Below are 25144 nucleotides of genomic sequence, written 5' to 3' on the forward strand. Positions count from 1 at the left end.
CTTAGCGCTCCAGGCTTGCAGCCAGGGCATCCAGTTGCGCCAGGCTTTCTTGGTAATTGACGGCCTCATTCATACCCTGGGCAATGTAATTGCTGATGGCTTCGCGATAGGCAATGGCCTTATCCAGCTGCTTGTCGGTGCCTTTGGTGTAAGCGCCCAGCAAGACCAAATCCTTGTTTTTTTCATAGATGGACAAATATTTTTTCAGCAACAAGGTTTGACTCATTTGTTTGGAATCCGCAATGGCCGGCATCACCCGGCTTATCGAAGCCTCCAGATCAATCGCGGGGTATTGTCCCGATTCCGCCAGTTCTCGATTCAATACGATGTGGCCGTCAAGGATGGCGCGGGCGGCATCGGCAATGGGATCCTGTTGATCGTCCCCCTCGGTTAATACGGTATAAAAAGCAGTAATCGAACCGCCCTCCTGGGTACCATTCCCTGCCCGTTCAACCAGCTGCGGCAATTTGGCAAACACCGAAGGAGGATACCCTTTGGTGGCAGGCGGTTCACCGATGGACAAGGCGATTTCCCGTTGCGCCTGGGCAAACCGGGTCAGTGAATCCATCAGCAGCAGCACGTGTTTTCCCTGATCACGAAAATACTCCGCAATGCTGGTGGCGACCATGGCGCCATGCAGGCGCATCAAGGGACTTTCGTCGGCCGGCGCGGCGACGACCACCGCGCGCTTTAACCCCTCTTCACCCAGATTGCATTCGATGAATTCCTTGACCTCGCGACCCCGTTCGCCGATGAGTCCGACGACCACCAAATCAGCCGCGGTAAAACGGGTCATCATACTGAGCAGCACCGATTTACCCACGCCGCTACCGGCAAACAGGCCAAGCCGCTGACCGCGGCCAACAGTCAGCAAACCATTAATGGCACGAATACCGACATCCATGGCTGTGCTAATCGGCGCCCGCTGCAAGGGATTAAACGGGGCGCTGGTCAGTGGATAACTTTCCGCAGCCACCAAGGGCTCACCGCCGTCAATGGGGACACCGGCGCCATTTAAGATTCGCCCCAACAATTGCGCTCCGACTTTCACGTGGGCAACACGGCCGCTGGGGGTGATGAGCATTCCGGGGCCTATTCCCTGGGTTTGGCCGATGGACATGAGGTAGGCACACTCGCCGTCAAAGCCCACAATTTCGGCCTCCACGCGCTCAGTCTCATTTAATTTTACCCAGCAACGCGCGCCAACCGGGTAATGGAACCCCTTGGCTTCGAGCGTTAAGCCAACAGCCCGGCTCACATGACCGCAATGCCTTAGCCCGGAATCCGGGACCTGGCGGAATTTTTTTAAGGCATCCACCAGACGCGATTCGTAAATAGCCATTATTCGTCTTCGATAATATCAAGCGTTAAGGAACCCAAATGGGCGCTGAATAAATTCATCAAACGGGTTTTTAAGGTGCCATCCAACTCACTGTACTCGTTTCGCAGATAAAAATCGCCGCGCGACAGGGTGGAGTCGCTGACTAACATGGCAATGATGTCGCGGTATTTATGACTTAACTGGCTTTTTAACCATTCGACGTCTTCGGTGTTCATCACCAGTTGCTGATCGCGGCGAAGGCTTGGCAGTTCTTTCTTAATCTCTTCCAGCAGAAGCAGGAGTTTTTCTGGTGAGTTGGAAATTTCAATGCCGATGCAAGCTTCGCAAAGCCAGATGATGGTCTTAATGATTTCTTCACTGACGTTTTTATCCACCAGCTGCACCGGGTTCTGGATAAACTCAAGCCATTCCTTTAATTCATCCCGCAGCTGGTTCATTTCGTCCTGGGCCTGCTGCAATCCCTCCTGATACCCTTTGGCTTTCGCCTCTTCGCGCAGACGTTCGCATTCGGCGGCTAAGAGGGCCTGTTCATCCACTACCGGATCTTTAGCCGGTTTTTCATCCTTTTTATATTCCCAGGCGCTGAAATCCTTTTTATTGGATTCGTCATACAGGGGTTGAAAATCCTTGTTCATAACGTCTTATCCCCATGATTAAATCATTTCCTCGCCGCCCTTGGTACCTAAGGAAATCTTGCCTTCTTCTGCGAGGCTTCGGGCAATCGCTAAAATATCGCGTTGAGCCTTTTCCACGTCACTGACTTTAACAGGCCCCTGCATTTCCAGGTCTTCACGCAACAAATCAGCCGCTCGTTTCGACATGTTGGTGAATATTTTCTCCTTCACAGGCTCGGTTGTTCCCTTTAAAGCAAGCATGAGCTGCTCGGTGGTCACATCGCGAAGCAGGGTTTGCACGCTGCGGTTATCCATATCGACCAAGTTTTCAAAGACAAACATTTTGTCTTTGATCTTGTCGCATAACTCCTGATCCCATTCATTGATTTTTTCAAGCACTTCCGCTTCAATAGCACCGTCTAGGAAGTTAATCACGTCAGCCACGCTTCTAATGCCACCCACAGAAGCAGTTTTAGCTACTTTTTGTCCGCTTAATTGCTTTTCAATGACATGACCTAACTCTGAAATCGCTTCAGGCTTGACGGTATCGATATTGCACATGCGAAGCAGCACTTCCGCGCGTTTCTCAGCAGCGAAATAACTGACCACTTCGGCTGACTGCTCACTGTCTAAGTGAATCAGGATGGTCGCAATAATCTGCGGGTGTTCGTTACGGATAACGTCGGCAATGAGACGGGCATCCAACCATTTTAAACGGTTAAGGCCACTGTCTTTGTCAGAAACCAGAATACGATCAATAAAAGGAATGGCTTTTTCCTCGCCCAAGGCATTAATCAACACTGTACGCAGGTAGTTTTCGGTATCCACCGTCAGACTGCTTTGCTCCTCGATGGCATTTAAAAATTCGCTGAGCACGTTCTGCATCTTGGCCTTACTGACGTTATTCATGTTGGAAATGGCCATACCCACCTTTTGAACCTGTCGGGGCTCAAGGTACTTCATGACCTCCGAGGCATTTTTTTCCCCCATACCCAACAACAAAATGGCTGCCCGCTCAATACCGTCCATCTTACTTACCCCCGATCAACCCAGGTTTTTACTACTTGCGCTACCCGTTTGGGCTCTTTGTCCACAACTTGTCTGAGCAGATGTAACTGCTGGTCATAATCGCTGAGATTAGGCGGCAATCCCTTCCCTTCATACGACAGGGCGGCTTGCGTTTCCGCCGAGCCGCTTTCCTCCTCACGGCGGGAATGGGCTAAGGTTTTGAATAAAGGCCTCAGTACACCAAACACGATGGTTAGTACAAATAAACCACTCAGCACTTGTTTAATAATTGACCAAAAACTGTCTTTTTGCCAGAAGCGGGGCTCAGGAAGGCTTTCAATGGGCTCCGGTTTCACAAAATTACTGTTAACCACATTCAAACTGTCCCCCCGCTCCGCATTCAAGCCGATGGCGTCCGCCACTAAGGCTTTCACCTGATCCAGTTCGGCTTTTGATAAGGGTTTGACTTCCATTTTCTTGGTTTTTTCATTCATCACCGAGCGGTTATCGACTAAGACTGCCACGGTCAGACGCCGAATGGTTCCGGGTTGATTTTTGGTGTGGCTGATGGTCTTATCCAACTCAAAATTCTTGGTGCTTTCCTTGTGCACCATGTTGGCTTCAATATCCTGATTCGTCATTGCCTGTGAATTGATGTTACGGTTTCTCACCGGCGTTAAAGTCGAATTGGCAGGCGGGGTATTGGACAAGGCGCCGGGAACACCACTGGACGCATTGGGACCTACGTTGCGGTTATCCTGCACCAGTTGTTCGCTTCGGACCGCCGGCATCTCCGGGTTATACATTTCCTGAGTCTGCTCATAAGAGGTAAAGTCAATGTCAGCCGACACTTTGGCACTGACCCGTCCGTACCCTAAAAGCGGCGTTAAGATGTCCTGAATTTTCTGCGCGTATTGTTGTTCCAGCGTTTGCCGGTAATCAAGGAACCGTTCGGTTTCAGTAAACAGCGTTTGGCCACCACCTTCGCTTAATAACTGCCCGTTCTGATCCACCACTGTCACGCGGCTGGCAGATAGGCTTGGGATGCTTGAAGCCACCAGGTTAATGATGGAGGCGATGGTCTGTTTTTTAATTTCAACGCCGGAATAAACATCAATGAATACCGAGGCGCTGGGTTGGCGCGTGTCCCTGACGAAGGCTGATTCCCGCGGAATGGCAAGATGAACGCGTGCGGATTTAATGTCGTGAAACTGGCTTATCGTTCGCGCCAACTCGGCCTCCAGCGCCTGAATGTAGCGCGCGTTCTCCATGAATTGGCTGGTGCTGAATGAATTGTTGCCTGCAAACAATTCGAAACTTCCGCCGCTGCCTCGCGGCAGCCCTTCTGCGGCCAGTTTCATACGGGCAGCCTGAACCTGATTGGTGGGGACGAGAATCATGCCATTGGTTTCATCCACCTTGAAGCTGATGGCATTACGCTGCAGCACATCGACCACATCAGCAGAATCACGGTTGCTGAGCTGACTGTACAAGGGCATGTAACTTGGCTCACGCGACCACAACACCACCCCAAGGCCAATGGCCACACTGGCAGCCAGCCCAACCAGCAGGCCCAACTGCCTCATGATTGAGAGACTTGCAAATTTTGCGGCCGCTTTGGATGCGCTGTCAGCCAATGCCATGATTAACTCCTGTCCACCTGAATGACCTTACCGTTAAATCGGCATATTCATAATATCCTGGTAGGCCTGCACGAAACGGTTGCGCACACGCAAGGCGGCTTCAAAGCCCAGGTTGGCCTTTTGACCTGCAATCATCACCTCGCCAATGCTGACATTGGGATCACCCAATTCAAACCGCGCCTTCAAACCATCGGACGTCTGTTGCAGGGCATTCACCTCGCCCAGGGTCTTTTGAAAAATATCGTTAAACTGTACCTGATCGTTTGCAAATTCCACACTCTTTCCTTGTGCCTCACTGGCCATGACTTTCAACTGATTCAACAAGGATACGGTATTGATATCGCTCATCATGCTGTCCTCTTAATGATACTTATGAATAACCCTTACCCCAGCTTCTATAATTACGCGCCTTGGCAACAGCCGTCAAATATGATGCAAATTTACACAACATACCCCTCTTCCCGCATCCTCGCGAGTTTGTAACGCAGGGTGCGTTCACTGACCCCAAGGATAGCCGCCACCTGCTGGCGGTTTCCCTGATGCTCTTTCAAGATCTGCTCAATCAAATCAAATTCATGATTCTGCAGGTTTTTAACTTCTTTTTTTGTACCTGACACCGCCGTATCCGGTAATTGCAAATGCTCTGTTTCAATGACATTCTGCGTTTGCAGGACCAACGCCCTTTGCACCACATTATCCAGTTCGCGGGCATTACCTGGCCAGGCGTAGCGAAGCAGGGCCTGTTTGGCTTTGTCGCTTAATACCGGGGTAACCGGCAGGTTATTCTGGCAATGACGACGGATTAAGTAATTGGCTAAGGGAATAATGTCATTGGGACGTTCGCGCAGCGGCAGCCAATGCAGAGGGAACACATTCAGACGGTAGAATAAATCCTCGCGAAAACGCCCTGCTTTCACTTCATCCAGTAATTGGCGATTACTGGTTGCCAGTACCCGGACATCCAGGCTAATCATCTTGTTGGCGCCAATGCGCTCGACTTCTTTTTCCTGCAATACCCGCAACAGTTTAGCCTGCAGTCCAAGACTCATTTCGCTGACCTCATCGAGTAACAGCGTACCCCCCTGGGCCTGTTCAAACTTGCCGGGCGTGGACTTGTAGGCACCGGTAAACGAGCCTTTCTCGTAGCCAAAAAGCGTGGCTTCCAGCATTTGCTCGGGAATGGCTGCGCAATTGATAGCGATGAACGGATGCTCGCGGCGGGGGGAATGATCATGGATGAAATGGGCCAGGACTTCTTTGCCTGTGCCGCTTTCGCCGCTGATCATGACACCCACATCCGACTGTGCCACCCTTAATGCCATGGACATAAGGGCCTGGCTCTTGGGATCCTGAGCGATTGGCTCGGAATCATCCATGGACAGCGGTTTAATGTAGTGATTGATTTTTTCAGTCAATGTATGGGCGCTGAAGGGCTTCTGCAAATAATCGACTGCCCCCTGACGCATGGCATGAACTGCATCATCAATCGAGCCATGAGCAGTCATTAAAATGACAGGAACGCCGGGATTACGGCGTTGAATTTCAGACAGCAATTGCTGCCCATCCATTTTATCCATGCGAATGTCGCTCAATACGATGGCCGGGTTATGACGTTCCAGCATGGCCAAGGCCTCTCTGCCATCGCGGGCAGCGAGAAAAGAATGACCGGCCAGGCTCATCGTCTCACCCAAGGCTTCACGTAAAACCGGATCATCTTCAACAATTAATACGTCGCTCATGAACAACCCCTCTCTTAATGTCATTCCACTAAATGAATTGTCACACAACAACCCTGACCCGGCGTGGAGTCAAGCATAACCTGCCCGCCATGGGCCTTGACCACAGCCTGCACCACAGCGAGCCCCAATCCCGTTCCCTGTGCTTTGGTGGTGAAAAAGGGCGTAAACGCCTGACGCTTTGCTTCGTCGGATAACCCCAGGCCATTGTCCTCAATCTGAATGACAACCCCCTCCCCCTCCTGCAACTGAAGGGTAATTTTAAGGGCATCAGCCTCTGCCTGCAGTGAATTATTAATCAGATTCAGCAACGCCCCAATCAAGGATTCACTGTGGAGGCGCCACAGGGCCTGCGGCAATCGGTTGTTGACTTCCAGTTTAATTTTTTGATTGTCAAGGAGTGTATAAACGCGCTCTAAAAAGCGATAACTCCATTGCCTGAGATCCGTTGGGGCCAACACCAGGGCTTCACCGCGGGCGAACAGCAGCAGGTCGGCAATCTGCTGTTCAATGCTGGCATGGCAATCCTGCAGGCGGGATAACCATTGCAGGCATCGTTCCTCCGTCACCTGTTGCTGCAGATGATCCGTGTAGAGGCATGCGGAAGCCAGGGGCGTGCGGATTTGATGCGCCAATTGGGCCGTCATGCGGCCTATCATCATCAGCCTGTCCTGATTCGCCTTGGCGTCTTCATAATCACGCGTCATCGTCAAATCAATGAGCGTCACTAATTGGCCGGGTACAGTCTCCAATGAAGAAATCGATACATTAACCCGGCGTCCATCCACCAAAGACACTTCATGGCCATCATCCGCCCGCGGCGAAAAAACGCGATTAATGACATCCAGCCACAACTCGCCACGCAAATCACCGCCGAGCAGATGGTTGGCCGCCTGATTAAGCCAAACGATCAATCCCTGGGTATTCAGCACGATCAAACCACAGGGCAGGCAGCCAAGAATTTCCTTCTCTGAAAGGGTAAAGGGGCGTTGGTTCTGTCGGTCAATGACTGTGCTCATGGCATTTCTTTTTATCCGTTTTAATTCGACTTTAGCAAAGATCAGGCCAAATTAAAAATGCCAATGCAATCAATGCATTAATTGCGTGAAAATCGGTTTTGCCGAATAATTGACAGTTAAAAACACAGGAAAGTCAAATTATTAACTCAATGCCGAAGCGGCCGGGCTATTTTTTTGTTTTGTATTCTTCATCCAGGCTGCGCAGAAAAGCCAGTTTTTCGGCTATCTTGATTTCAAGGCCCCGGGGTACCGGCTGGTACCAGCCGGGCGCTTTCATCCCCTGCGGAAAATAGTTTTCGCCGGCTGCATAGGCATGGGGCTCGTCATGGGCATAACGGTAATCGTGGCCATGGCCTATTTTTTTCATCAGCTTAGTGGGCGCGTTGCGTAAATGCAGCGGCACTTCACGTGATTTGTCTTTTTTAACGAATTCACGCGCCTCATTAAAGGCGTTGTAACCCGCATTGCTTTTAGCAGCCACGGCTAGATAAATCACAGCCTGCCCCAGGGCCAGCTCCCCTTCGGGTGAACCGAGCCGTTCATACGTTTGAGCCGCCTCATTGGCAATCTGCAGGGCTTTGGGATCAGCTAAACCAATGTCTTCCCAGGCCATGCGCACAATACGGCGGGAAAGATAGTAAGGATCAACCCCACCATCCAGCATGCGGGCCAGCCAATACAGGGCTGCATCCGGATTGGACCCTCGTACCGATTTATGCAGAGCAGAAATCTGATCGTAAAAATAATCCCCGCCTTTATCAAACCGTCGTTGCGTGGAAGCCAGCACGTTCTGTAAAAAATCGAGCGTGATTTGATTCTCCTGCTTCGCGTCAGCGGCAGTTCCCACCTGCTCAACCAGATTCAGTAAACGCCTGGCATCGCCATCGGCCATGGCAATGAGCTGTTCAATTGCTTTTTCATCAAATTGCAAATGAGGCAGTGTCTCCCGTGCGCGATGGACTAATCGGGCTAACTCTTCCTCGTCCAATGATTTAAGAACATAAACCTGCGCCCGGGATAACAGGGCTGAGTTGACTTCAAACGAGGGGTTTTCCGTAGTCGCCCCGATAAACGTGAGCAGGCCGGATTCTGTAAACGGCAACAGCGCATCCTGCTGTGATTTATTAAACCGGTGAATTTCATCAATAAACAGCACCGTTTGACGCCCCTGCATCAAAAATGTTTTGGCCTGCTCAACAGCGGCACGAATGTCTTTTACACCGGAAAACACGGCTGACAGGGCAATCCATTCGCAATCAAAGGCTTTGGCGCTGAGCTTAGCCAGCGTGGTTTTGCCCACGCCAGGCGGCCCCCAGAGGATCATGGAATGCGGCTTCCCGGTTTCAAAGGCAAGCCGTAAGGGTTTACCCGGTCCTAACAGGTGCGTCTGGCCAATGACTTCATCCCAGTGCTCAGGGCGCAAACGCTCCGCTAAAGGGGCATGGGGCGGGTCATTAAACAGACTCATTGCTGCACCACATCCACTCCTTTTGGCGGCTTAAACTGGAACAAACGGCCGGCCAGTTTAGGATTGGATTTAATATTCGTTAACTTCACCACCGTATGTTGACCTAACTGATCAAACAACTCAATGCCGATTAACATGTCGTTATTAAAGAGGAGTTTTACCTGCTGAAAATTTTCCTTGGGCGATTTGGCATGCAGATCATAAAGTTGATTTTTTCCCTGATTGGACACGGTGACATTGAAATCACGGGTCACGGTGTCATCATAACCGCTTAAAAACAAAGCCGCCGTTCCCCCTAATCCTTTCTCCTGTTTTTTAACCGTGACCTGCTCCAGCTCCACATCATACACCCAGAGTTTCTGGCTGTCGGCCACCACCAGTTGCTCCATGGGGTTTTTAGTCTCCCAACGGAAACGCCCGGGGCGCTCCAGCGCCATGGTACCCTGAGAGTTGGATACTTCCCGTTTTTTCGCTTTAACCACCTGGCTGAAATTAGCCGTCATGCTGCGGATATTATTCAATTTGACTTGCAACTCTTCAGCCACAGGCTCGCTGTAGGCCGTACTGAATGCCAACAATAAGACGGACAGGATCAGTTTTTTCATGGTTTATTCCTCGTTAACCGTTGCGACCAGCACATCCCTGTAGCCCCCTTCCAGAGGCCCGACAATGCCGGTACGTTCCATTTCTTCTATCAGGCGGGCGGCGCGGTTGTAACCGATTTTTAACCGCCGTTGAACGGAAGAGATGCTTGCCTTACGGGTCTGCAATACAAATTCCACCGCTTGATCATACAAAGGATCGGAGTCTTCGGTATCCTGGTTCTCTTCACCAAAACCACCACCGCCCCCGCCTTCACCGTCGCTGCTGAACTGGGTGATTTCATCGATGTATTCCGGCTCACCACGGGCACGCCAGTCATCCGCCACCCGGTGAACCTCCTTGTCATCAACAAAGGCCCCGTGCACGCGCAGAGGAGCACCGCTGCCGGGCGCCAAATAAAGCATGTCGCCATGGCCAAGCAACTGTTCAGCGCCCTGTTGATCAAGGATAGTACGCGAATCAATTTTTGACGACACCTGGAATGACATGCGTGTCGGGATATTGGATTTGATCAGTCCGGTCAGCACATCCACTGAAGGCCGTTGGGTGGCCAGGATCAAATGGATTCCCGCCGCACGGGCTTTCTGGGCGATACGAGCAATGAGTTGCTCCACTTTTTTGCCCACGACCATCATCATGTCGGCCAGTTCGTCAATGACCACGACGATATAGGGTAAGGTTTGTAATTCGGGGGGCTGTTCATCCATTGAAGAGACCGGTTTCCACAGCGGGTCTTTCAATGGCTCGCCCTTCGCCTGGGCCTCGCTGATTTTGGTATTAAAACCGGCAAGGTTACGCACGCCCATGGCCGCCATCAGACGATAGCGTCTCTCCATCTCGCCCACACACCAGCGCAGGGCGCTTGCCGCCTCTTTCATGTCCGTCACCACCGGAGTCAGTAAATGCGGAATGCCGTCATAAACCGACAACTCGAGCATTTTGGGATCCACCATGATGAGGCGCACCTGATCGGGTGTTGCCTTAAACAGCAGGCTTAAAATCATGGCGTTAATGCCCACTGATTTACCCGAACCCGTGGTTCCGGCGACAAGAAGGTGGGGCATTTTGGCTAAATCAACCACCATGGGGTGTCCTGCGATATCCACACCCAGGGCCAGAATGAGGGGTGAACTGGCCTGTTGATACACCTCGGAAGACAGGACCTCCGATAAACGGACAGTCTGGCGGTGCTGATTGGGTAACTCAAGACCTACGACCGTTTTTCCGGGAATAACCTCCACGACACGAACACTGGTCACCGACAGCGAGCGCGCGAGATCTTTGGCTAAGGATGACAAACGACTGACCTTAATGCCTGCCGCCAGCTGCAGTTCAAAACGGGTCACCACCGGCCCGGGGTGAACCGCAACCACATCCGCCTGAATCCCAAAATCGAGCAGATGCTGTTCGACATCGCGCGACAGGGTTTCTAGTTGCTCATGCGTGTAACCGCCCAACGCCTTGCCGGGCTGCCCCTTGTCAAGCAGATTAATCGAAGGCAGATTACCCAATACCGGAACAATCGGTTTATGGGCCCGAGGGGTCTCCCGCGGCGGCTCTTTTATTGGTTCCCTGACCACCACGTTCGTTGGGGCCGGGGCGACTTCCAATGAGGGAAGTGCGGGGACGGTTGCCGCGGCGGGCACCGTCAGGGCAGGTCCCTTGAGAACCGGCAGTTCGGCTTTTTCTTTTTTTAGCAGCGGCGGCCTGCGCTCACTGGACGGCGCAACCGGCTCCTGATGCGTTGCAAACTGTGCAAGCCTTGCCTTGACGACAGCGGCGAGTTGCTGCCCCCATTTTAACAGTTTCTGCGAGAACTGCAGGGTATAAAAACCAATGAATTCGGTCGCGCGAACCCAGGACAAGCCCGTCAGCCAGGTCACGCCCACCAATAAAATTGCCAACAGCAGCAGCGCTGCGCCCTGGGAGTTAAGCGCATAGTCGAAACCGCCGGCAACAAAATCGCCAAGCCATCCTCCCGCACGGTGGACAAATTCTTTCGTTCCGGAGGATTCAAGGCTCAACAGGCCGCAGCCGCCCAGCATTAAAAACAAAAAACCGCTGGTGCGAAGCAGAAGCGCCGGTTTATTGACCGTGCGCAACGCCCGGTGATCCTGAAGGATCACCCAGGCCACATACGCCACGCACAAGGGTAGCAGGTAGGCGAAATAGCCGAACATCCAGTACAGGGCGTCCGCCACATAAGCACCCACCTGGCCGCCGGCGTTATTGACCACATTGCTGCGTTTAGTCACATGAAACCAGCTTGGATCGGAAAAGCTGTACGTATTCAGTGATAATAAAACGAATAATGCACAGGTTAAAACCAGAATGAAACTGCCTTCACTTAATCGTCGTATCAAAAAATTCGGCAGGATTTTTTTCGAGTTATCGACCTTGGTACTTGCGTCTTGTTTTGCCATAGCTATTTTAAAATCAGTTGTTTTGTCATACTATTTTGCATCTTAACATAATTCATGAGGAAGGCAGAGATGATCAGCAGTAACAATCACCATCGCCTTATAATTCTCGGCTCAGGCCCCGCCGGATACACCGCCGCCGTCTATGCCGCGCGCGCCAATTTAAAACCCGTTCTCATCACCGGCATGCAGCCCGGCGGGCAATTGACCACTACCACGGAAGTCGACAACTGGCCCGGCGACATCGAAGGCCTGATGGGTCCCGCGCTGATGGAGCGCATGCAGAAACACGCCGAGCGATTCGATACCCGGATTATTTTTGATCACATCACCAAAGCCGAACTTCAGCAAAGACCCTTCGTCCTGCACGGCGACAGCGAAACCTACACCTGTGATGCCTTGATTATCGCCACGGGCGCCTCCGCCCGCTACCTGGGTCTTGAATCCGAAAAAGCCTATCAGGGACGCGGCGTTTCTGCCTGCGCCACCTGCGATGGCTTTTTTTACCGCAATAAAACAGTCTGTGTGATTGGTGGCGGCAATACAGCCGTGGAAGAAGCCCTCTATTTATCCAACATTGCAGCCAGTGTGACGCTGATCCATCGCCGTGACAGCCTGCGTGCCGAGAAAATTCTCCAGGATAAACTGTTTGAAAAAGCACGAAACGGCAACATCCGTCTGATGTGGCACCATACCCTTGAAGAAGTGAGGGGGGATGCCATGAAAGTCACAGGTGTGCGTCTGCGTCATCTTCAGAACAACGAAATCACGGAATTACCCATGGACGGCGTCTTTATCGCCATAGGCCATGATCCCAACACCGCCCTGTTTAAAGGCCAGCTCGATATGAAGGATGGTTACCTTACTATCCGTTCGGGTCTTGAAGGCATGGCCACCGCAACCAATATTCCCGGTGTCTTTGCCTGCGGCGACGTCGCTGATCACGTTTACCGCCAGGCGGTGACGTCCGCGGGATTTGGCTGCATGGCGGCTCTTGATGCCGAAAAATACCTGGATGATCTGGGAGAATAATTATTGCGCCATTGACCTTCCTCACCGGTGATGATTTTGTTTTCCCCAATCCAAATCAGAGCGATGAGGAAGGCCTTCTTGCCGTAGGCGGAGACCTTGCGCCCCACCATCTTTTACAGGCTTACAGCCAAGGTATTTTCCCCTGGTATCAGGCCGGCTCTCCAATTTTGTGGTGGTCGCCCCCAAAGCGGCTGCTGCTGAAACCCAATCAGTTCAACGTTTCGCACAGCCTCAAAAAAGCCCTGCACCGCCCCCATGTTTTCCGTCGAGATAGTCATTTCAGCGAGATCATTAAGGCCTGTGCCAGCTGTGAAGGGCGAGGTGAAAATCACACCTGGATAACGCCGGAAATGCAGGAGGCGTACATTAGGCTTCATCATCTGGGCTATGCGCACTCGTTTGAAATCTGGACAGAAGACAACGAATTGTGCGGCGGATTGTACGGCTTGAGCCTTGGACGCGCTTTCTTTGGGGAATCCATGTTCCATTATCGACGCGATGCCTCCAAAATGGCGATGTATTATCTCTGCAAGACGCTAGCCGACTGGCAATTTGATTTTATTGATTGCCAATTGCCCACCGCCCACCTGATGAGTCTGGGTGCGGTGATTGTCGAACGATCCGATTTTTTAAAGCGTTTAAAAGAAAGTTTGACTCACCCTACACGGCAGGGATCGTGGCAGCCGCATTGAGTTTATTGCCATCTGGGATAATTTAGTGCATCATTTGTGCCTTATTCTCGTTCCATTTTTGTGAGAGCTTATGGCAAAAGAAGATCATATTGAAATGCTGGGTACCGTTATCGATACCTTACCCAATACCATGTTTCGAGTCGAACTGGAAAATGGCCACATTGTGACGGCCCATATTTCCGGTCGTATGCGTAAAAATTACATTCGTATCCTTACCGGCGACAAAGTTAAAGTCGAATTAACCCCTTATGACCTGAGCAAAGGCCGCATTATCTTCCGCGACAAGAATTAATCTTACCGGTTGTATCCTGCCTTCGCCTTTTCATTTCTCTTCATGACACCTGTCATAGGACAGTATCCGGATACCGCGGACAAGCCGCGGTACGCAGAATTAACCGCACCGCGCATGTCCTGTGTGTTACCGCGTCACTCCCCCGCCACCATCATTTGTGAAATTAAAATCGACCCGCAACGGGTAGCGATATTCGGATTGATGTCCGTTCCTACCGCCGCAATGGCCAGGAACATGTCTTTTAAATTGCTGGCAATGGTGATTTCCTCCACGGGATGTTGAATTTCACCATCCTTGACCCAGAAACCGGTCGCCCCCCGGGAGTAATCGCCTGTTAAGCCGTTAACGCCCTGTCCCATGAGCTCGGTGACCAGCAGGCCGGTTCCCATTTGTTTGAGCAGCGACTGCAAATCACCCGCGTTGGCATCCACGGTGAGATTATGTACCCCGTCACTGTTCGCGGTGGTTTTTAACCCCAAACGGCGCGCGGAATAGCTGCCAAGCACGTATTGACAGACCCGGCCGTCCTCCACCAGCACATTGTTTCGGGTCGGCACACCTTCCCCGTCAAAAGCTGAACTGCCCAAGGCCCTTAACAAGCGCGGTTGTTCATAAATTCGAAACCCCTTCGGAAACACCTGCTTGTCAATGGAATCGAGCAAAAACGAACTTTTTCGGTATAAATTGGAACCGCTTATCGCCCCCACGAAGCTTGAAATTAACCCGCTGGAGACCCTGGAAGAAAAAATCACCGGCAGTTTCTGTGTTTTGATTTTACGGGCGCCGAGGCGACTCACTGCACGCTGCACCGCACTTTCAGCCAGTTCTTTAGGGGATTTCAATTCACTGGCATGACGGGCCGTGGTGTAATCATAATCGCGCTGCATGCCCTCGCCCTCTCTGGAAATCAGGGAACAGCTCAAGCTGTGGCGCGACCCCCGCATGACGCCTTCCCCGCCGTAGGTGTTGGCATAGCCGTAACTGTAAGTGTAGGTGCCGAAATTGACGCCATCGGAGTTGGCAATGCGCTTGTCCAGCGACAGGGCGTGCGTTTCACAGGCCAAGGCGCGCTCAATGGCTTCCACTGGCGTAATGTCCCAGGGATGATAGAGATCAAGGTCCGGGTGCTCGTTGGTCATTAACTCTCTGTCCGCAAGGCCAAAACAGGGATCAGCGGCGCTGACTCTGGCAATGTCGCAGGCGGCATTGACCATGGCATCCAGGGCTTTGGGGGATGTGTCGGTACTGCTCGCTGACCCCTTGCGATGCCCAAAATAGACGGTCAGGCTTACTCCCTTGTCTTCATTGAACGAGACCGTTTCAACATCCCTCATGCGCACGTCAACGGAAAAACCGCTGTCATGATTGACTGAAACTGCCGCATCGCTCGCCCCTTTTGCTTTTGCCAGCGCCAAGACCTCCTGCATTAATGCCTTTAAATTCCCGGTTGACTGTTCCTGTAATCTTTTGTTATTTTGCGTTGATATTTCCATTGGCAGTCCCCTTACTGCTGAAGTTTTGTTTCAAGGATACAAGTTTACTATGCTCAAGAAAACCATTGCACCCTTTAAATGGCTGACGCGAGCTTCGAAAACAGCATTTACCCTGCTGATGGTGGTTCTGGTGCTCAATTTTGCCGTGGCGGCCAGCGACTGGCAGCAATTGTCTCCCGGCATTGACTACCAGGATATAGGCAGCGGCTACCTGACTCCCTGGTCGCATATTCATGCCTTCCGTATTCATTTGAAAGACAACCGCCTGTCGCTGGTGATGGCGCGGGATTTATCGCAGCAGTATGCGTCAGTCGATGAATTTGCAGCCTTCAGCAAGGCGCTGCTGGCGATTAATGGCGGCTTTTTTGATGACAATTACAATTCCTTAGGGCTTCGTATCAAGGACAAAAAGCAGCTTAACCCGCTTAAGCCAATCAGCTGGTGGGGTGTTTTCTACATTAAAAACAACCACGCCTACTTAGCGAGCGCCCGCCAGTTCTACCCCAGCGCCCAGATTGATTTTGCCGTACAAAGCGGTCCGCGCCTTCTGGTCAATGGCAAGATTCCACCGCTTAAAGCAGGCCGCGCAGAGCGCACCGCCTTGGGGATTACCCAGGATGGGCATGTCATCATCCTGGTCACCGACCATGCCGCCATGTCCACCACGGAGTTGGCGCAACTCATGAAAGCCCCGCCGCTTAACTGCTTGAACGCGCTCAATCTCGATGGCGGAAACTCCACGCAGCTGTACGCTAAGCTGAATAATTTCCGTTTGAATGTCCATGGCTTTTCCAACGTCAGCGATGCCATCATCGTCAAGGCGAAGAAGTAGCTCCAACGTGCTTGTTTTCTTAAGACACTAAGCATCGCTTACGCCTGGTTTTTTGCGAATTAACAACAATTTATCCACAGCTTATTCCCTTGCTTTCCACAAGAAAAACACAATATCTTGAGCTAGAATTATAGAATACACACTAGATATTGGGTTGGTTTTACTTTACTATGAATGAAGCGTCAGAGAAAAATAACAAGAAAAATATCTCGGGAGAAACCATGTCAGAACTTCTTGAGCCGGTAAAAGATGTGCCGCCTATCAGTCAGCTGGAATTGACAGCCAATGCCCCTGGGTTGCTTAAAACCATCAAGCGCAACGGCAAAGTGGTTAGTTATGATGAGAACAAGATTAAAGTAGCGATTACCAAAGCCTTTATCGCTGAGGAAGGGGCCAATGCGGCAGCGTCCAATCGCATTCACGAATTGATTGAAGGCATTGCAAGACAGGTCACGCAGGCCTTTAAACGCCGTATGCCAAGCGGTGGCACCATCCACATTGAAGACATTCAGGATCAGGTGGAATTAGCCCTGATGCGCAGCAGCCAGTATAAGGTGGCGCGCGCTTATGTCCTCTACCGTGAAGAACACCGCAAAGCCCGTGAAGCCAAGCTGCAGCAACAGGCTGCTGAGAGCAAGGTGCCCCTCATTACCATGCCGGACGGCGAATTAAGACCGCTGGACATGGATCGGTTGCGCACCATCGTGGAAGAAGCCTGCCGTGATCTCGAAGCCGTCAGTGCCGAACCCGTCATTAAAGATGCCCTGCGTAACCTCTACAATCAGGCCAAGCTTGATGACGTGCACAAAGCGCTGATCATGGCCGCTCGCACCCTGGTGGAAAAAGAACCCAATTACACCTACGTCAGCGCCCGCCTCCTGCTCGACAGTCTGCGCAGCCAGGCATTGAACAAATTAGCCCTTAAGACGGAAGCGACCTTTGACGAGATGGCCGAGCTCTACCCTACTTATTTCAAAACCTACCTGAATCAAGGTATTGCTCAAGGCATTCTGGACACCAAACTGGCTGAATTTGATTGGGACAAACTGGCCGCCGCTCTGTTGCCTGAACGCGACATGAAGTTCACCTACCTCAGTCTGCAAACCCTTTATGACCGCTATTTCATTCATGAGAAAGGCGTTCGTTATGAATTGCCGCAAGCCTTCTTCATGCGCGTGGCCATGGGTTTAGCCCTGCGTGAAAAAGATCGTGAAGCCAAGGCCATTGAGTTTTATCAATTGCTGTCCTCCTTTGATTACATGGCTTCCACGCCCACACTGTTTAACTCAGGAACAGTCAGACCGCAATTATCCAGTTGCTATTTAACCACCATTCCCGACAACCTGGACGGCATTTACAGCGCCATCAAAGACAATGCCCTGTTGTCCAAATTTGCCGGCGGTCTGGGCAATGACTGGACGCCTGTTCGCGCCATGGGTTCGCACATCAAAGGCACCAATGGCAAATCACAAGGGGTTGTGCCCTTCATGAAGGTGGCGGATGTGACCGCGGTCGCTGTTAATCAGGGTGGAAAACGCAAAGGGGCAGTGTGCGGTTACCTGGAGTGCTGGCACCGTGATGTCGAGGAATTCCTTGAGCTGCGTAAAAACACCGGCGACGACCGACGCCGTACCCATGACATGAATACCGCCCTGTGGATTCCTGACTTGTTCATGAAGCGGGTCAATGAAGACGGCGAGTGGACTTTATTCTCACCGGACGAAGTGCCTGAGTTGCATGATCAATACGGTAAAGCCTTCGATGCCTTGTACATGGACTATGAAGAAAAAGCCCGCCAAGGCAAAATCAAAAACGTAAAAACGCTTTCGGCCCAGAAGCTGTGGCGCAAGATGTTGTCCATGCTGTTTGAAACCGGCCATCCCTGGCTCACCTTTAAAGATCCCTGCAACCTGCGTTCACCGCAGCAGCATGCCGGCGTCATCCACAGTTCCAACCTGTGTACCGAGATCACACTCAACACGTCTCAGGAAGAAATTGCGGTCTGTAACTTAGGCAGTATCAACCTACCCGCGCACATCAGCAATGGGCAGATCGATCGCGCCAAATTAAAGCGCACCATTACCACCGCGGTTCGCATGCTGGATAACGTCATTGACATTAACTATTATTCAGTGCCTCAGGCCCGCCATTCCAACCTGCAACACCGACCGGTCGGTTTGGGATTAATGGGCTTCCAGGATGCGCTTTACGAACTGAAAGTGGACTATGCTTCACAAAAGGCCGTTGAATTTGCGGATGAGTCCATGGAGTTGATTAGTTATTATGCCATCGAAGCCTCTTCTGATTTAGCCAAAGAGCGCGGCAGCTACTCCACTTACGAGGGGTCCTTGTGGAGCAAAGGCATTCTGCCGATTGATTCCATTAATCTGCTGCAACAGGCCCGTAACCAATACCTCGATCAAGATCGTTCACAGCGGCTTGATTGGGAGCCATTACGTGTTAAAGTACGCACCCAGGGCATGCGCAACTCCAATGTGATGGCGATTGCACCGACAGCCACGATATCCAATATCTGCGGTGTCGCCCAGTCGATTGAGCCGACTTATCAGAACCTGTACGTGAAATCCAACCTTTCCGGTGAATTCACGGTCATTAACCCTTACCTGGTGGCTGATTTGAAAGCGCTGAATCTCTGGGATGAAGTGATGGTCAATGATTTAAAATATTTCAATGGCAGCGTTCAACCCATTAACCGTATCCCGGATGAGTTGAAAGCCCGCTATGCGACTGCTTTTGAAATTGATCCACTGTGGTTGGTGGAGGCCGGTTCCCGCCGTCAGAAATGGATTGATCAGGCGCAGTCATTGAATATTTACATGGCCAAGCCTTCCGGTAAGAAGCTGGATGAGTTATATAAGCATGCCTGGAAACGCGGTTTAAAAACAACCTATTATCTACGCAGCTTGGGTGCCAGTAACGCTGAGAAGTCAACGGTTACTGACGGTGCTCTCAATGCCGTATCGATCGATGAACCCAAAGTGTGTTCGATTCTCGATCCGGATTGTGAAGCCTGCCAATAAATTGAGGAGAACCCAATGTCAGTATTAGAACAACATGTCAGCGCACCCGGTCATACGGGTGCCACCGGTTTGGAATCCTTAGAGATGGGAGCCAGCCGTATTCAGGTTGATGATAAGCAAATCATTAACTGCCGTGCTGATTTAAACCAACTGGTTCCCTTTAAATACAAATGGGCCTGGGATAAATATTTAACTGCCTGTGCCAACCACTGGATGCCTAACGAAATCAACATGAGCGCGGATGTGGCATTATGGCAGGATCCCAATGGCTTGACCGCGGATGAGCGCCTGATTGTTTTGCGTAATCTAGGCTTCTTTTCCACAGCGGATTCGTTAGTCGCCAACAACCTGGTCCTGGCTGTCTACCGCCACATCACCAATCCGGAATGCCGTCAGTATCTGCTGCGTCAGGCCTTCGAGGAAGCATTGCATACCCACGCTTATCAGTACATCATTGAAAGCCTGCGTCTCGATGAAGCCGCTGTCTTTAACATGTATCGCGAAATTCCTGCGGTAGCCAACAAAGCGGCCTGGGCCCTGCCCTTCACCCAAAGCCTTGGCGATCCCACCTTCCATACAGGCACCCTTGAAGCGGATCAGCGTTTGCTGCGTGATTTAATCGCTTTCTATGTAGTTTTTGAAGGGATCTTCTTCTATGTCGGCTTTACTCAGATTTTGTCCATGGGACGACGCAACAAGATGGTTGGAACCTCTGAGCAATTCCAATACATTCTGCGCGATGAATCCATGCACATGAATTTTGGTATCGATGTCATCAACCAGATTAAGATTGAAAATCCTCACTTATGGACACCGGCCTTTAAAGAAGAAATCATTGCGTTGATTAAAGAAGGGGTCATTCTCGAATATCAATACGCTAAAGACACCATGCCGCATGGAATTCTGGGTATGAATGCCGAGATGTTTGAAGAATACCTGCATTTCATTGCCAACCGCCGTCTCGCGCAAATTGGCCTACCAGAGCAATACCCAGGCGCAGAAAATCCCTTCCCCTGGATGAGTGAAATGATGGACTTGAAGAAAGAAAAAAACTTCTTTGAAACCCGTGTCATTGAATACCAGGCAGGTGGTACTTTAAGCTGGGATGAGGATTAACTAAACGGGCCGCAAGGCCCGTTTTTATTATTACCGCGCAAAATGGAGTGACCCATTCGTAGTACAATTCCAGAAGCCATTAACTCCTTTGTTTAAGCAGAAAACGCGAGGAAGCAATGGCAGTCAAGCCAATTACACCACCCGCAATGACATGGGAAAGTCTTTCAAAGGCTATGGTTTTCGAATGCGTGAGCAGCATGACCGCAGTAGCCACTAAAAAACAACGACAGGTATAGGCGATCACATAACGACGAAAAGCGACCAAGGTCAAAAAAAGACAAACGGTTACCACGATTAAATCAAACGGTGTTGAAGGGATGACGTATCCACCAAAGACAATACCGAGAGGAACACCGATTGAAACTCCGAGAAGACGTTCCTTGAATTTCTTAGTCGAACTGTCCTTGTGACCTGTAATCACACTGGCAACACCCCAAATCATCCATTGCCCATTCTCCATTGGTAAATACTCAACAAAACAGGCAGAAACAATAATTCCCAGCGCCATGGCCAGCATGGCCTCCACATTATTTTTCTTTTCCCCAAAATCCGATAGAGAAGACAATTGCAGCAGGTTAAAACGAGACTCTCTTTTTATCATTTTAATTTGCTCATACAAACTGATACACAGCGTGGGCAATAAAGCAGCTATCAAATACGGGAAAATTAGTTTGCTTTCCTCCAATAGTCCATGCTTTGATTCAGAGGCTAACTCTATCGAAAGAATAATTGCAGGAATAAAAGTCCAATTTCCCAATGTGCGTAGCTGCTCACCCTGAGTGGTAACCCAAATAATCGCTGTGGCAGACATTGTGCAGACTATTACAAAAATAAAGGGTTGGAATTGAGTTAGAAACAGGACATTAAAAAGAATAATGATGCCTAAGCCATGCAGCAAAACGCCGGGAACTGTGAGTTTAAGCCTTTCCTCAACAATCAGAGTAGACATACTGACCACTGATATTTGCATCCAGGAATAATTTCCAGTTAACCCAAACAAACAGGCAAAGGGCAGGAGAACTAAAACACCACGCAACAGCAAGTTGCCTCTGATTTCATTTTTAATCCGTTTAAACCCTTTTGATAGAATCGCATTAAAAATTTTTTAAATCCTCGACAGTGATTACCTTTGCAATTCTGCTCATTAAATCGATTGATGTTTGATGTTCGTGCCTATCCGCAGCGGCGCACAGATCCTCAATAATGCACACTTGGTAGTCGTAATCATGCGCCGCACGCACCGTACTTTGTACAGCCCAGGCAGTACTCACCCCGCTGATCAACAGACGCTCAATTTTATTAGCGCGCAATACCACGTCGAGATTTGTTCCATGAAATGCACTGACTCTCGGCTTTACGACAATCAGACAGTCAGAGGTATTCAAGGACGGATGGAAGTCAGTGCCCTTAGAGTCAAGCCTTAAAGCCCCCAACTCATTGACTTTACCAAACATGGGCGAATGCTTGGGTTGCTCAACATAGTTTTCGCTAAAACCGACCTTGACAAGAATTTTTAACCATCCCTTCTGAGTAATAATTTCCAAAGCGTCATTCGTTTTAGTAATGATGTCACGCTCTGCCGCCTGTTCAGCACACCGTGCTATTTTACCTTCAGGATGCATGATGTCGATGATGTAATCCAACCCTATAAATGCTGTGCGCATGCCTCGCCCCTCTCTACAGTGCCATAATACAGTATACCCACGACTTCTATAAACACACCACCATTATTCTCAGGGATTCATTCAGCGAAGGATCCATTTTTAAGATTTCATCCCACTCGCTTCCTCTTTGGCTCAGTCTGACCCGTCACTGCCATTTTAACTCGTTTTTTGGAGGCTTCATGAGGTTCAATAAAATGCTTTCTTTCCCCTTCTGTCACCTTGGCTTGGCGGATACTTCGGAAGTATAGGCCGTGTCATTTGCTATCTCTGCCAGTGCTTCTTTAAAATCCTGGGTACTGGACGGTCTGCCGTCAAATTCACTGATGGCTTTATCCAGCGCCCCTTGCAGGTTTTTTAAGACCCGTTCGGTTTCGCTGTACAGTCTGTGGGTATAACCATGCTCTTTTAATGCCTTGATTTTGAAATCAATATTCTCTCTTAACGCCATTAAACTGTCCTTGCTGGGAGAATTTAAATCCTTAAGGACGATTTCAATGCCTTTGAGCACATTGATTTTTGCCTGTAGTTTTTCTATCTCTTCCGGAGACAGTTTGCCGCTTTTTAGGCCGGCATCCAACCCTTCTTGCAATTTCAAATGACGGTTTACGATGGCGTCCAAAGCCACCTTGATGTCAATTTCCGCCGACGTTTTGATGTGCGGTTTAAGAATCACTTTTTTGCTGTACTCTTCAAGGCTTAGCTGGCTGTCGAGAAGATTTTTCTTATCCCCCTCACTTAAGTGGCCCTCCTGACTTTCAAGCAGCCATTGTGAACTATTGTCCTGCAGAAATCGCCATTGGTCATATACCCGCCGGGAAACCAGTAATGCCCCCTGGTCATGGATAGGGGCCGCAAGCCATCGTCTGGGGTGTTCAGGATCGGGTTTTACACGAATCAAATCGTCAGGGCGGGTTATTTCTTTGCAAAACCGTTTAAAATCCAGGCTGGCATAATATTTATCAGAAATGCTTAACGAATTCCCATCCGTTGTTTGCTGTAAAAACTGCCAGTAATCAAAAACCCGTTGTGAAATCAATTCGACACCCGGTTCACCGGGTTCTGCTTTCTGCCAATGCTCGGAGCCGGGTGGATGTTCCTTCACCAGCATCAAATCATTGGTAATGGTCATTGAAAGTTTGTCCTTGCTGTGTCTCTTAAACCATTTTTCTGCCTTCTCAGACCCGCTTACACCAAAACTGAAACCACTTGCCCCGTAAGCCTTGGATTCCGAGATGCGCTGATTATTGAGATCCAGGGTGGGTTGTTCTTCAAACCCCTCCCGCTTCCAGGCCCGCCTGTTACCCATAAAATTAACAATTTTCTGAAACAACGAGGGTTCTTCACCGACGACACGGCTAAAGAGTTGCTTGGTGCCAGGTAAGACATCAATTTTTTTCATCAAATCATGGATTTTGTGAAAAGGAATACTCCAGGTTGAAAAGGTTTCAGGAATGACAAAGCCCAAATCGGATTTAATCACTGCTTCACGCATACTGCCCTTGGCTTTTTCAAGGATGTCGCTTTGTTTGTGTAAATCCTTAATGCCTGAAAATCCTTTGTGGTTAGCTGCCTGGATGACCAACTTGCGCATTTGCGATACCTCACGCGCTTTACCCCCGTCAATGGCAACGACATCATTGCCAGAAAAATCCTGAGGCGTGGCTTTGGGTAAAAAGCGTGTCGCCTGCTCAACAGCAGCCTGAGTGGCTACAGTTTTGCCACTGGCTGAAGGCCCGGAAACAATGATCGCCGGTCTTTCTGCCCATTTCTCGCCAGGGTAATGGTCGGTTGAGGCATAAAACAGGGCATTGCGGTATTCCCTGCTGTTTAATTCTTCTTCCAGTGCCAGACGATAGAGTTTAACCCCGTTCGCTCCCAGAAAATCCTGCATCGAGATGGTTGCGGAAGCCGGATCCACCGCCCGCTTGTGAGCATCGCCCTTGTAAGAGGGTTCCTTACCCGCCTCAATGGCAGCAATATGGGCAATCAGTTTTTTACGAAAATACTGCGGGTCATAGAGTCCCTCATCATTCGGCGGTGCGAGAGGATGGTGGGAGTCCGGTGGAACGCCCCGGTATAATTCAGCCTGAGCGTCTTCATTTAGACGTGAACTCACGAAGTGTTGCGTATCAATGTCAGTATAATGAGCAATTTGTGAATTTAATCGCTGTTGAATGGCCTCTTTGTCTTCATTCAACGACTCACGCAGCTTGTCTTTATCAACGGCCAAAATATCACTCGCTACAACGGGACCATTGTATAAATATAGACCAAATGCACAATAAAAAAGCGGCCATAAGGCCGCTTTTCATCTCTTGATTCACGTTAACGGAATAGCCGGATTGTCGGCAACATGGTATGGATTAAACCAAAGAATTGTAAGATATAAAGAATTAATACAATCAACACCAATACATTAAGCAAGGTTTTAATCGCCCCTGGCATGGGAATAAAGACATTGACGAGCCACATTAATACACCGGCGATAATAATCACCGCGATTAAATTAAGTAGTTCAGCCATGATAATTTCCTATCAGTGAACACATTGTAAGTATAGCAAAGAAGCAAGGGGATCGTTGAAAGGGGTTAGGAATAAACTGACTTTTGCACACGTGGATAGACATCCTGAGAGGGCGTCCATTGCGCATCCGCCGGAGAAGCTCAAGCTTGCGGAGTTAGGTAAAAATAAACGCAAGACCTTCAGCTAATCCGCGGACCGTGTCCCCTTTTGGCTCAGCAAATCCCGGATCTCGATTAAAATGGCCGCTTCCCGACTCAACTTTTCCGGGGCTTCGTCCTTTTTTTTCTGCAACAAATTGATGAGCTTAATCACCACGAAAATGGCAAAGGCGATGAGGGTAAAATCAATGACGGTTTGTAAAAAAGCCCCCCACTTGAGCACCGCATCCCCAATTTGAAAGGATTTATTCGCGACATTAACACCACCCAGCAGCAAACCGATAAGCGGCATGATGATGCCATCCACCAGCGAAGAAACGATTTTTCCGAAGGCGGCACCAATAATTACCGCAACGGCCAAATCAACCACATTGCCGCGCATGGCAAATTCTTTAAATTCACTGAAAAAACGCATCATCAATTCCCTTTCGTGCAGGCATGGCCATTT

Annotated in this window: 22 protein-coding genes; 6 read left to right on the plus strand and 16 right to left on the minus strand. The window is 50.1% G+C overall.

Going from position 1 to position 25144, the window contains the following annotated elements; genetic code table 11:
• Nucleotide 1 precedes the first annotated feature (1 nt).
• The 10 genes from fliI to DYE45_RS10390 form a co-directional block, all read right to left on the minus strand.
• Nucleotides 2–1342 (minus strand): flagellar protein export ATPase FliI, encoded by a 1341-nt coding sequence (gene fliI / locus DYE45_RS10345; RefSeq protein WP_108290327.1) that lies wholly within the window; start codon nt 1340–1342, stop codon nt 2–4.
• Nucleotides 1342–1977, minus strand: coding sequence for a FliH/SctL family protein (locus DYE45_RS10350; protein ID WP_115300879.1), 636 nt, complete (start codon nt 1975–1977; stop codon nt 1342–1344). Before DYE45_RS10350 ends, fliI begins: the two co-directional genes overlap by 1 nt.
• An 18-nt stretch (nt 1978–1995) precedes the next feature.
• The gene (gene fliG / locus DYE45_RS10355) at nt 1996–2985 is read right to left on the minus strand and encodes a flagellar motor switch protein FliG (protein ID WP_115300880.1); all 990 of its coding nucleotides are present in this window, start codon (nt 2983–2985) and stop codon (nt 1996–1998) included.
• Between the two features lie 5 nt (nt 2986–2990).
• Nucleotides 2991–4607: a flagellar basal-body MS-ring/collar protein FliF gene (gene fliF, locus DYE45_RS10360; RefSeq protein WP_108290333.1), complete on the minus strand. Its 1617-nt coding sequence runs from the start codon at nt 4605–4607 to the stop codon at nt 2991–2993.
• A 33-nt stretch (nt 4608–4640) separates the two neighbouring features.
• Nucleotides 4641–4955: a flagellar hook-basal body complex protein FliE gene (gene fliE / locus DYE45_RS10365; RefSeq protein WP_108290335.1), complete on the minus strand. Its 315-nt coding sequence runs from the start codon at nt 4953–4955 to the stop codon at nt 4641–4643.
• Nucleotides 4956–5047: 92 nt separating this feature from the next.
• The gene (locus DYE45_RS10370; RefSeq protein WP_108290337.1) at nt 5048–6346 is read right to left on the minus strand and encodes a sigma-54-dependent transcriptional regulator; all 1299 of its coding nucleotides are present in this window, start codon (nt 6344–6346) and stop codon (nt 5048–5050) included.
• A 20-nt stretch (nt 6347–6366) separates the two neighbouring features.
• The gene (locus DYE45_RS10375; protein WP_108290339.1) at nt 6367–7362 is read right to left on the minus strand and encodes a sensor histidine kinase; all 996 of its coding nucleotides are present in this window, start codon (nt 7360–7362) and stop codon (nt 6367–6369) included.
• A gap of 166 nt (nt 7363–7528) precedes the next feature.
• Nucleotides 7529–8830: a replication-associated recombination protein A gene (locus tag DYE45_RS10380; RefSeq protein ID WP_115300881.1), complete on the minus strand. Its 1302-nt coding sequence runs from the start codon at nt 8828–8830 to the stop codon at nt 7529–7531.
• Nucleotides 8827–9435, minus strand: coding sequence for an outer membrane lipoprotein periplasmic chaperone LolA (gene lolA / locus DYE45_RS10385; protein WP_108290343.1), 609 nt, complete (start codon nt 9433–9435; stop codon nt 8827–8829). Before lolA ends, DYE45_RS10380 begins: the two co-directional genes overlap by 4 nt.
• A 3-nt stretch (nt 9436–9438) precedes the next feature.
• The gene (locus DYE45_RS10390) at nt 9439–11856 is read right to left on the minus strand and encodes a DNA translocase FtsK (RefSeq protein WP_115300882.1); all 2418 of its coding nucleotides are present in this window, start codon (nt 11854–11856) and stop codon (nt 9439–9441) included.
• A 69-nt stretch (nt 11857–11925) separates the two neighbouring features.
• On the opposite strand from DYE45_RS10390, the gene trxB reads away from it, so the two are divergent.
• From trxB to infA, 3 genes are all read left to right on the plus strand, one after another.
• Nucleotides 11926–12885 (plus strand): thioredoxin-disulfide reductase, encoded by a 960-nt coding sequence (trxB, locus tag DYE45_RS10395; RefSeq protein WP_370447871.1) that lies wholly within the window; start codon nt 11926–11928, stop codon nt 12883–12885.
• Between the two features lie 11 nt (nt 12886–12896).
• Nucleotides 12897–13577: a leucyl/phenylalanyl-tRNA--protein transferase gene (gene aat / locus DYE45_RS10400; protein ID WP_108290347.1), complete on the plus strand. Its 681-nt coding sequence runs from the start codon at nt 12897–12899 to the stop codon at nt 13575–13577.
• A gap of 70 nt (nt 13578–13647) precedes the next feature.
• On the plus strand, nt 13648–13869 hold the full coding sequence (gene infA, locus DYE45_RS10405; RefSeq protein WP_058527262.1) for a translation initiation factor IF-1: 222 nt from the start codon (nt 13648–13650) through the stop codon (nt 13867–13869).
• Nucleotides 13870–14003: 134 nt separating this feature from the next.
• Here the strand turns inward: infA and pmbA are convergent, their stop codons facing one another.
• Nucleotides 14004–15362: a metalloprotease PmbA gene (pmbA, locus tag DYE45_RS10410; protein ID WP_108290349.1), complete on the minus strand. Its 1359-nt coding sequence runs from the start codon at nt 15360–15362 to the stop codon at nt 14004–14006.
• Nucleotides 15363–15480: 118 nt separating this feature from the next.
• Between pmbA and DYE45_RS10415 the strand changes: the two genes are divergently transcribed.
• From DYE45_RS10415 to DYE45_RS10425, 3 genes are all read left to right on the plus strand, one after another.
• Nucleotides 15481–16194: a phosphodiester glycosidase family protein gene (locus DYE45_RS10415; RefSeq protein ID WP_242602629.1), complete on the plus strand. Its 714-nt coding sequence runs from the start codon at nt 15481–15483 to the stop codon at nt 16192–16194.
• 221 nt (nt 16195–16415) lie between these two features.
• The gene (locus DYE45_RS10420; protein WP_115301078.1) at nt 16416–19235 is read left to right on the plus strand and encodes a ribonucleoside-diphosphate reductase subunit alpha; all 2820 of its coding nucleotides are present in this window, start codon (nt 16416–16418) and stop codon (nt 19233–19235) included.
• A 15-nt stretch (nt 19236–19250) separates the two neighbouring features.
• Nucleotides 19251–20351: a ribonucleotide-diphosphate reductase subunit beta gene (locus DYE45_RS10425; protein ID WP_108290353.1), complete on the plus strand. Its 1101-nt coding sequence runs from the start codon at nt 19251–19253 to the stop codon at nt 20349–20351.
• Between the two features lie 79 nt (nt 20352–20430).
• Here the strand turns inward: DYE45_RS10425 and DYE45_RS10430 are convergent, their stop codons facing one another.
• From DYE45_RS10430 to mscL, 5 genes are all read right to left on the minus strand, one after another.
• Nucleotides 20431–21300 carry an FUSC family protein gene (locus DYE45_RS10430; RefSeq protein WP_242602624.1) on the minus strand — a complete coding sequence of 290 codons (870 nt, stop codon included), beginning with the start codon at nt 21298–21300 and terminating at the stop codon, nt 20431–20433.
• Between the two features lie 145 nt (nt 21301–21445).
• A complete protein-coding gene (locus tag DYE45_RS10435; protein ID WP_115300883.1) occupies nt 21446–22015 on the minus strand; it encodes a cysteine hydrolase family protein in 570 nt (189 codons plus the stop codon).
• 214 nt (nt 22016–22229) lie between these two features.
• Entirely contained in the window at nt 22230–24245 is a 2016-nt protein-coding gene (locus tag DYE45_RS10440; RefSeq protein WP_108290359.1) for a hypothetical protein, read from the minus strand.
• A 95-nt stretch (nt 24246–24340) separates the two neighbouring features.
• A complete protein-coding gene (locus DYE45_RS10445) occupies nt 24341–24538 on the minus strand; it encodes a Thivi_2564 family membrane protein (RefSeq protein ID WP_108290361.1) in 198 nt (65 codons plus the stop codon).
• A gap of 183 nt (nt 24539–24721) precedes the next feature.
• Nucleotides 24722–25111, minus strand: a complete 390-nt coding sequence (mscL, locus tag DYE45_RS10450; protein WP_108290363.1) for a large-conductance mechanosensitive channel protein MscL — start codon at nt 25109–25111, stop codon at nt 24722–24724.
• Nucleotides 25112–25144 lie beyond the last annotated feature (33 nt).

It is taken from the genome of Legionella taurinensis, assembly GCF_900452865.1.
Lineage (GTDB): Bacteria > Pseudomonadota > Gammaproteobacteria > Legionellales > Legionellaceae > Legionella_C > Legionella_C taurinensis.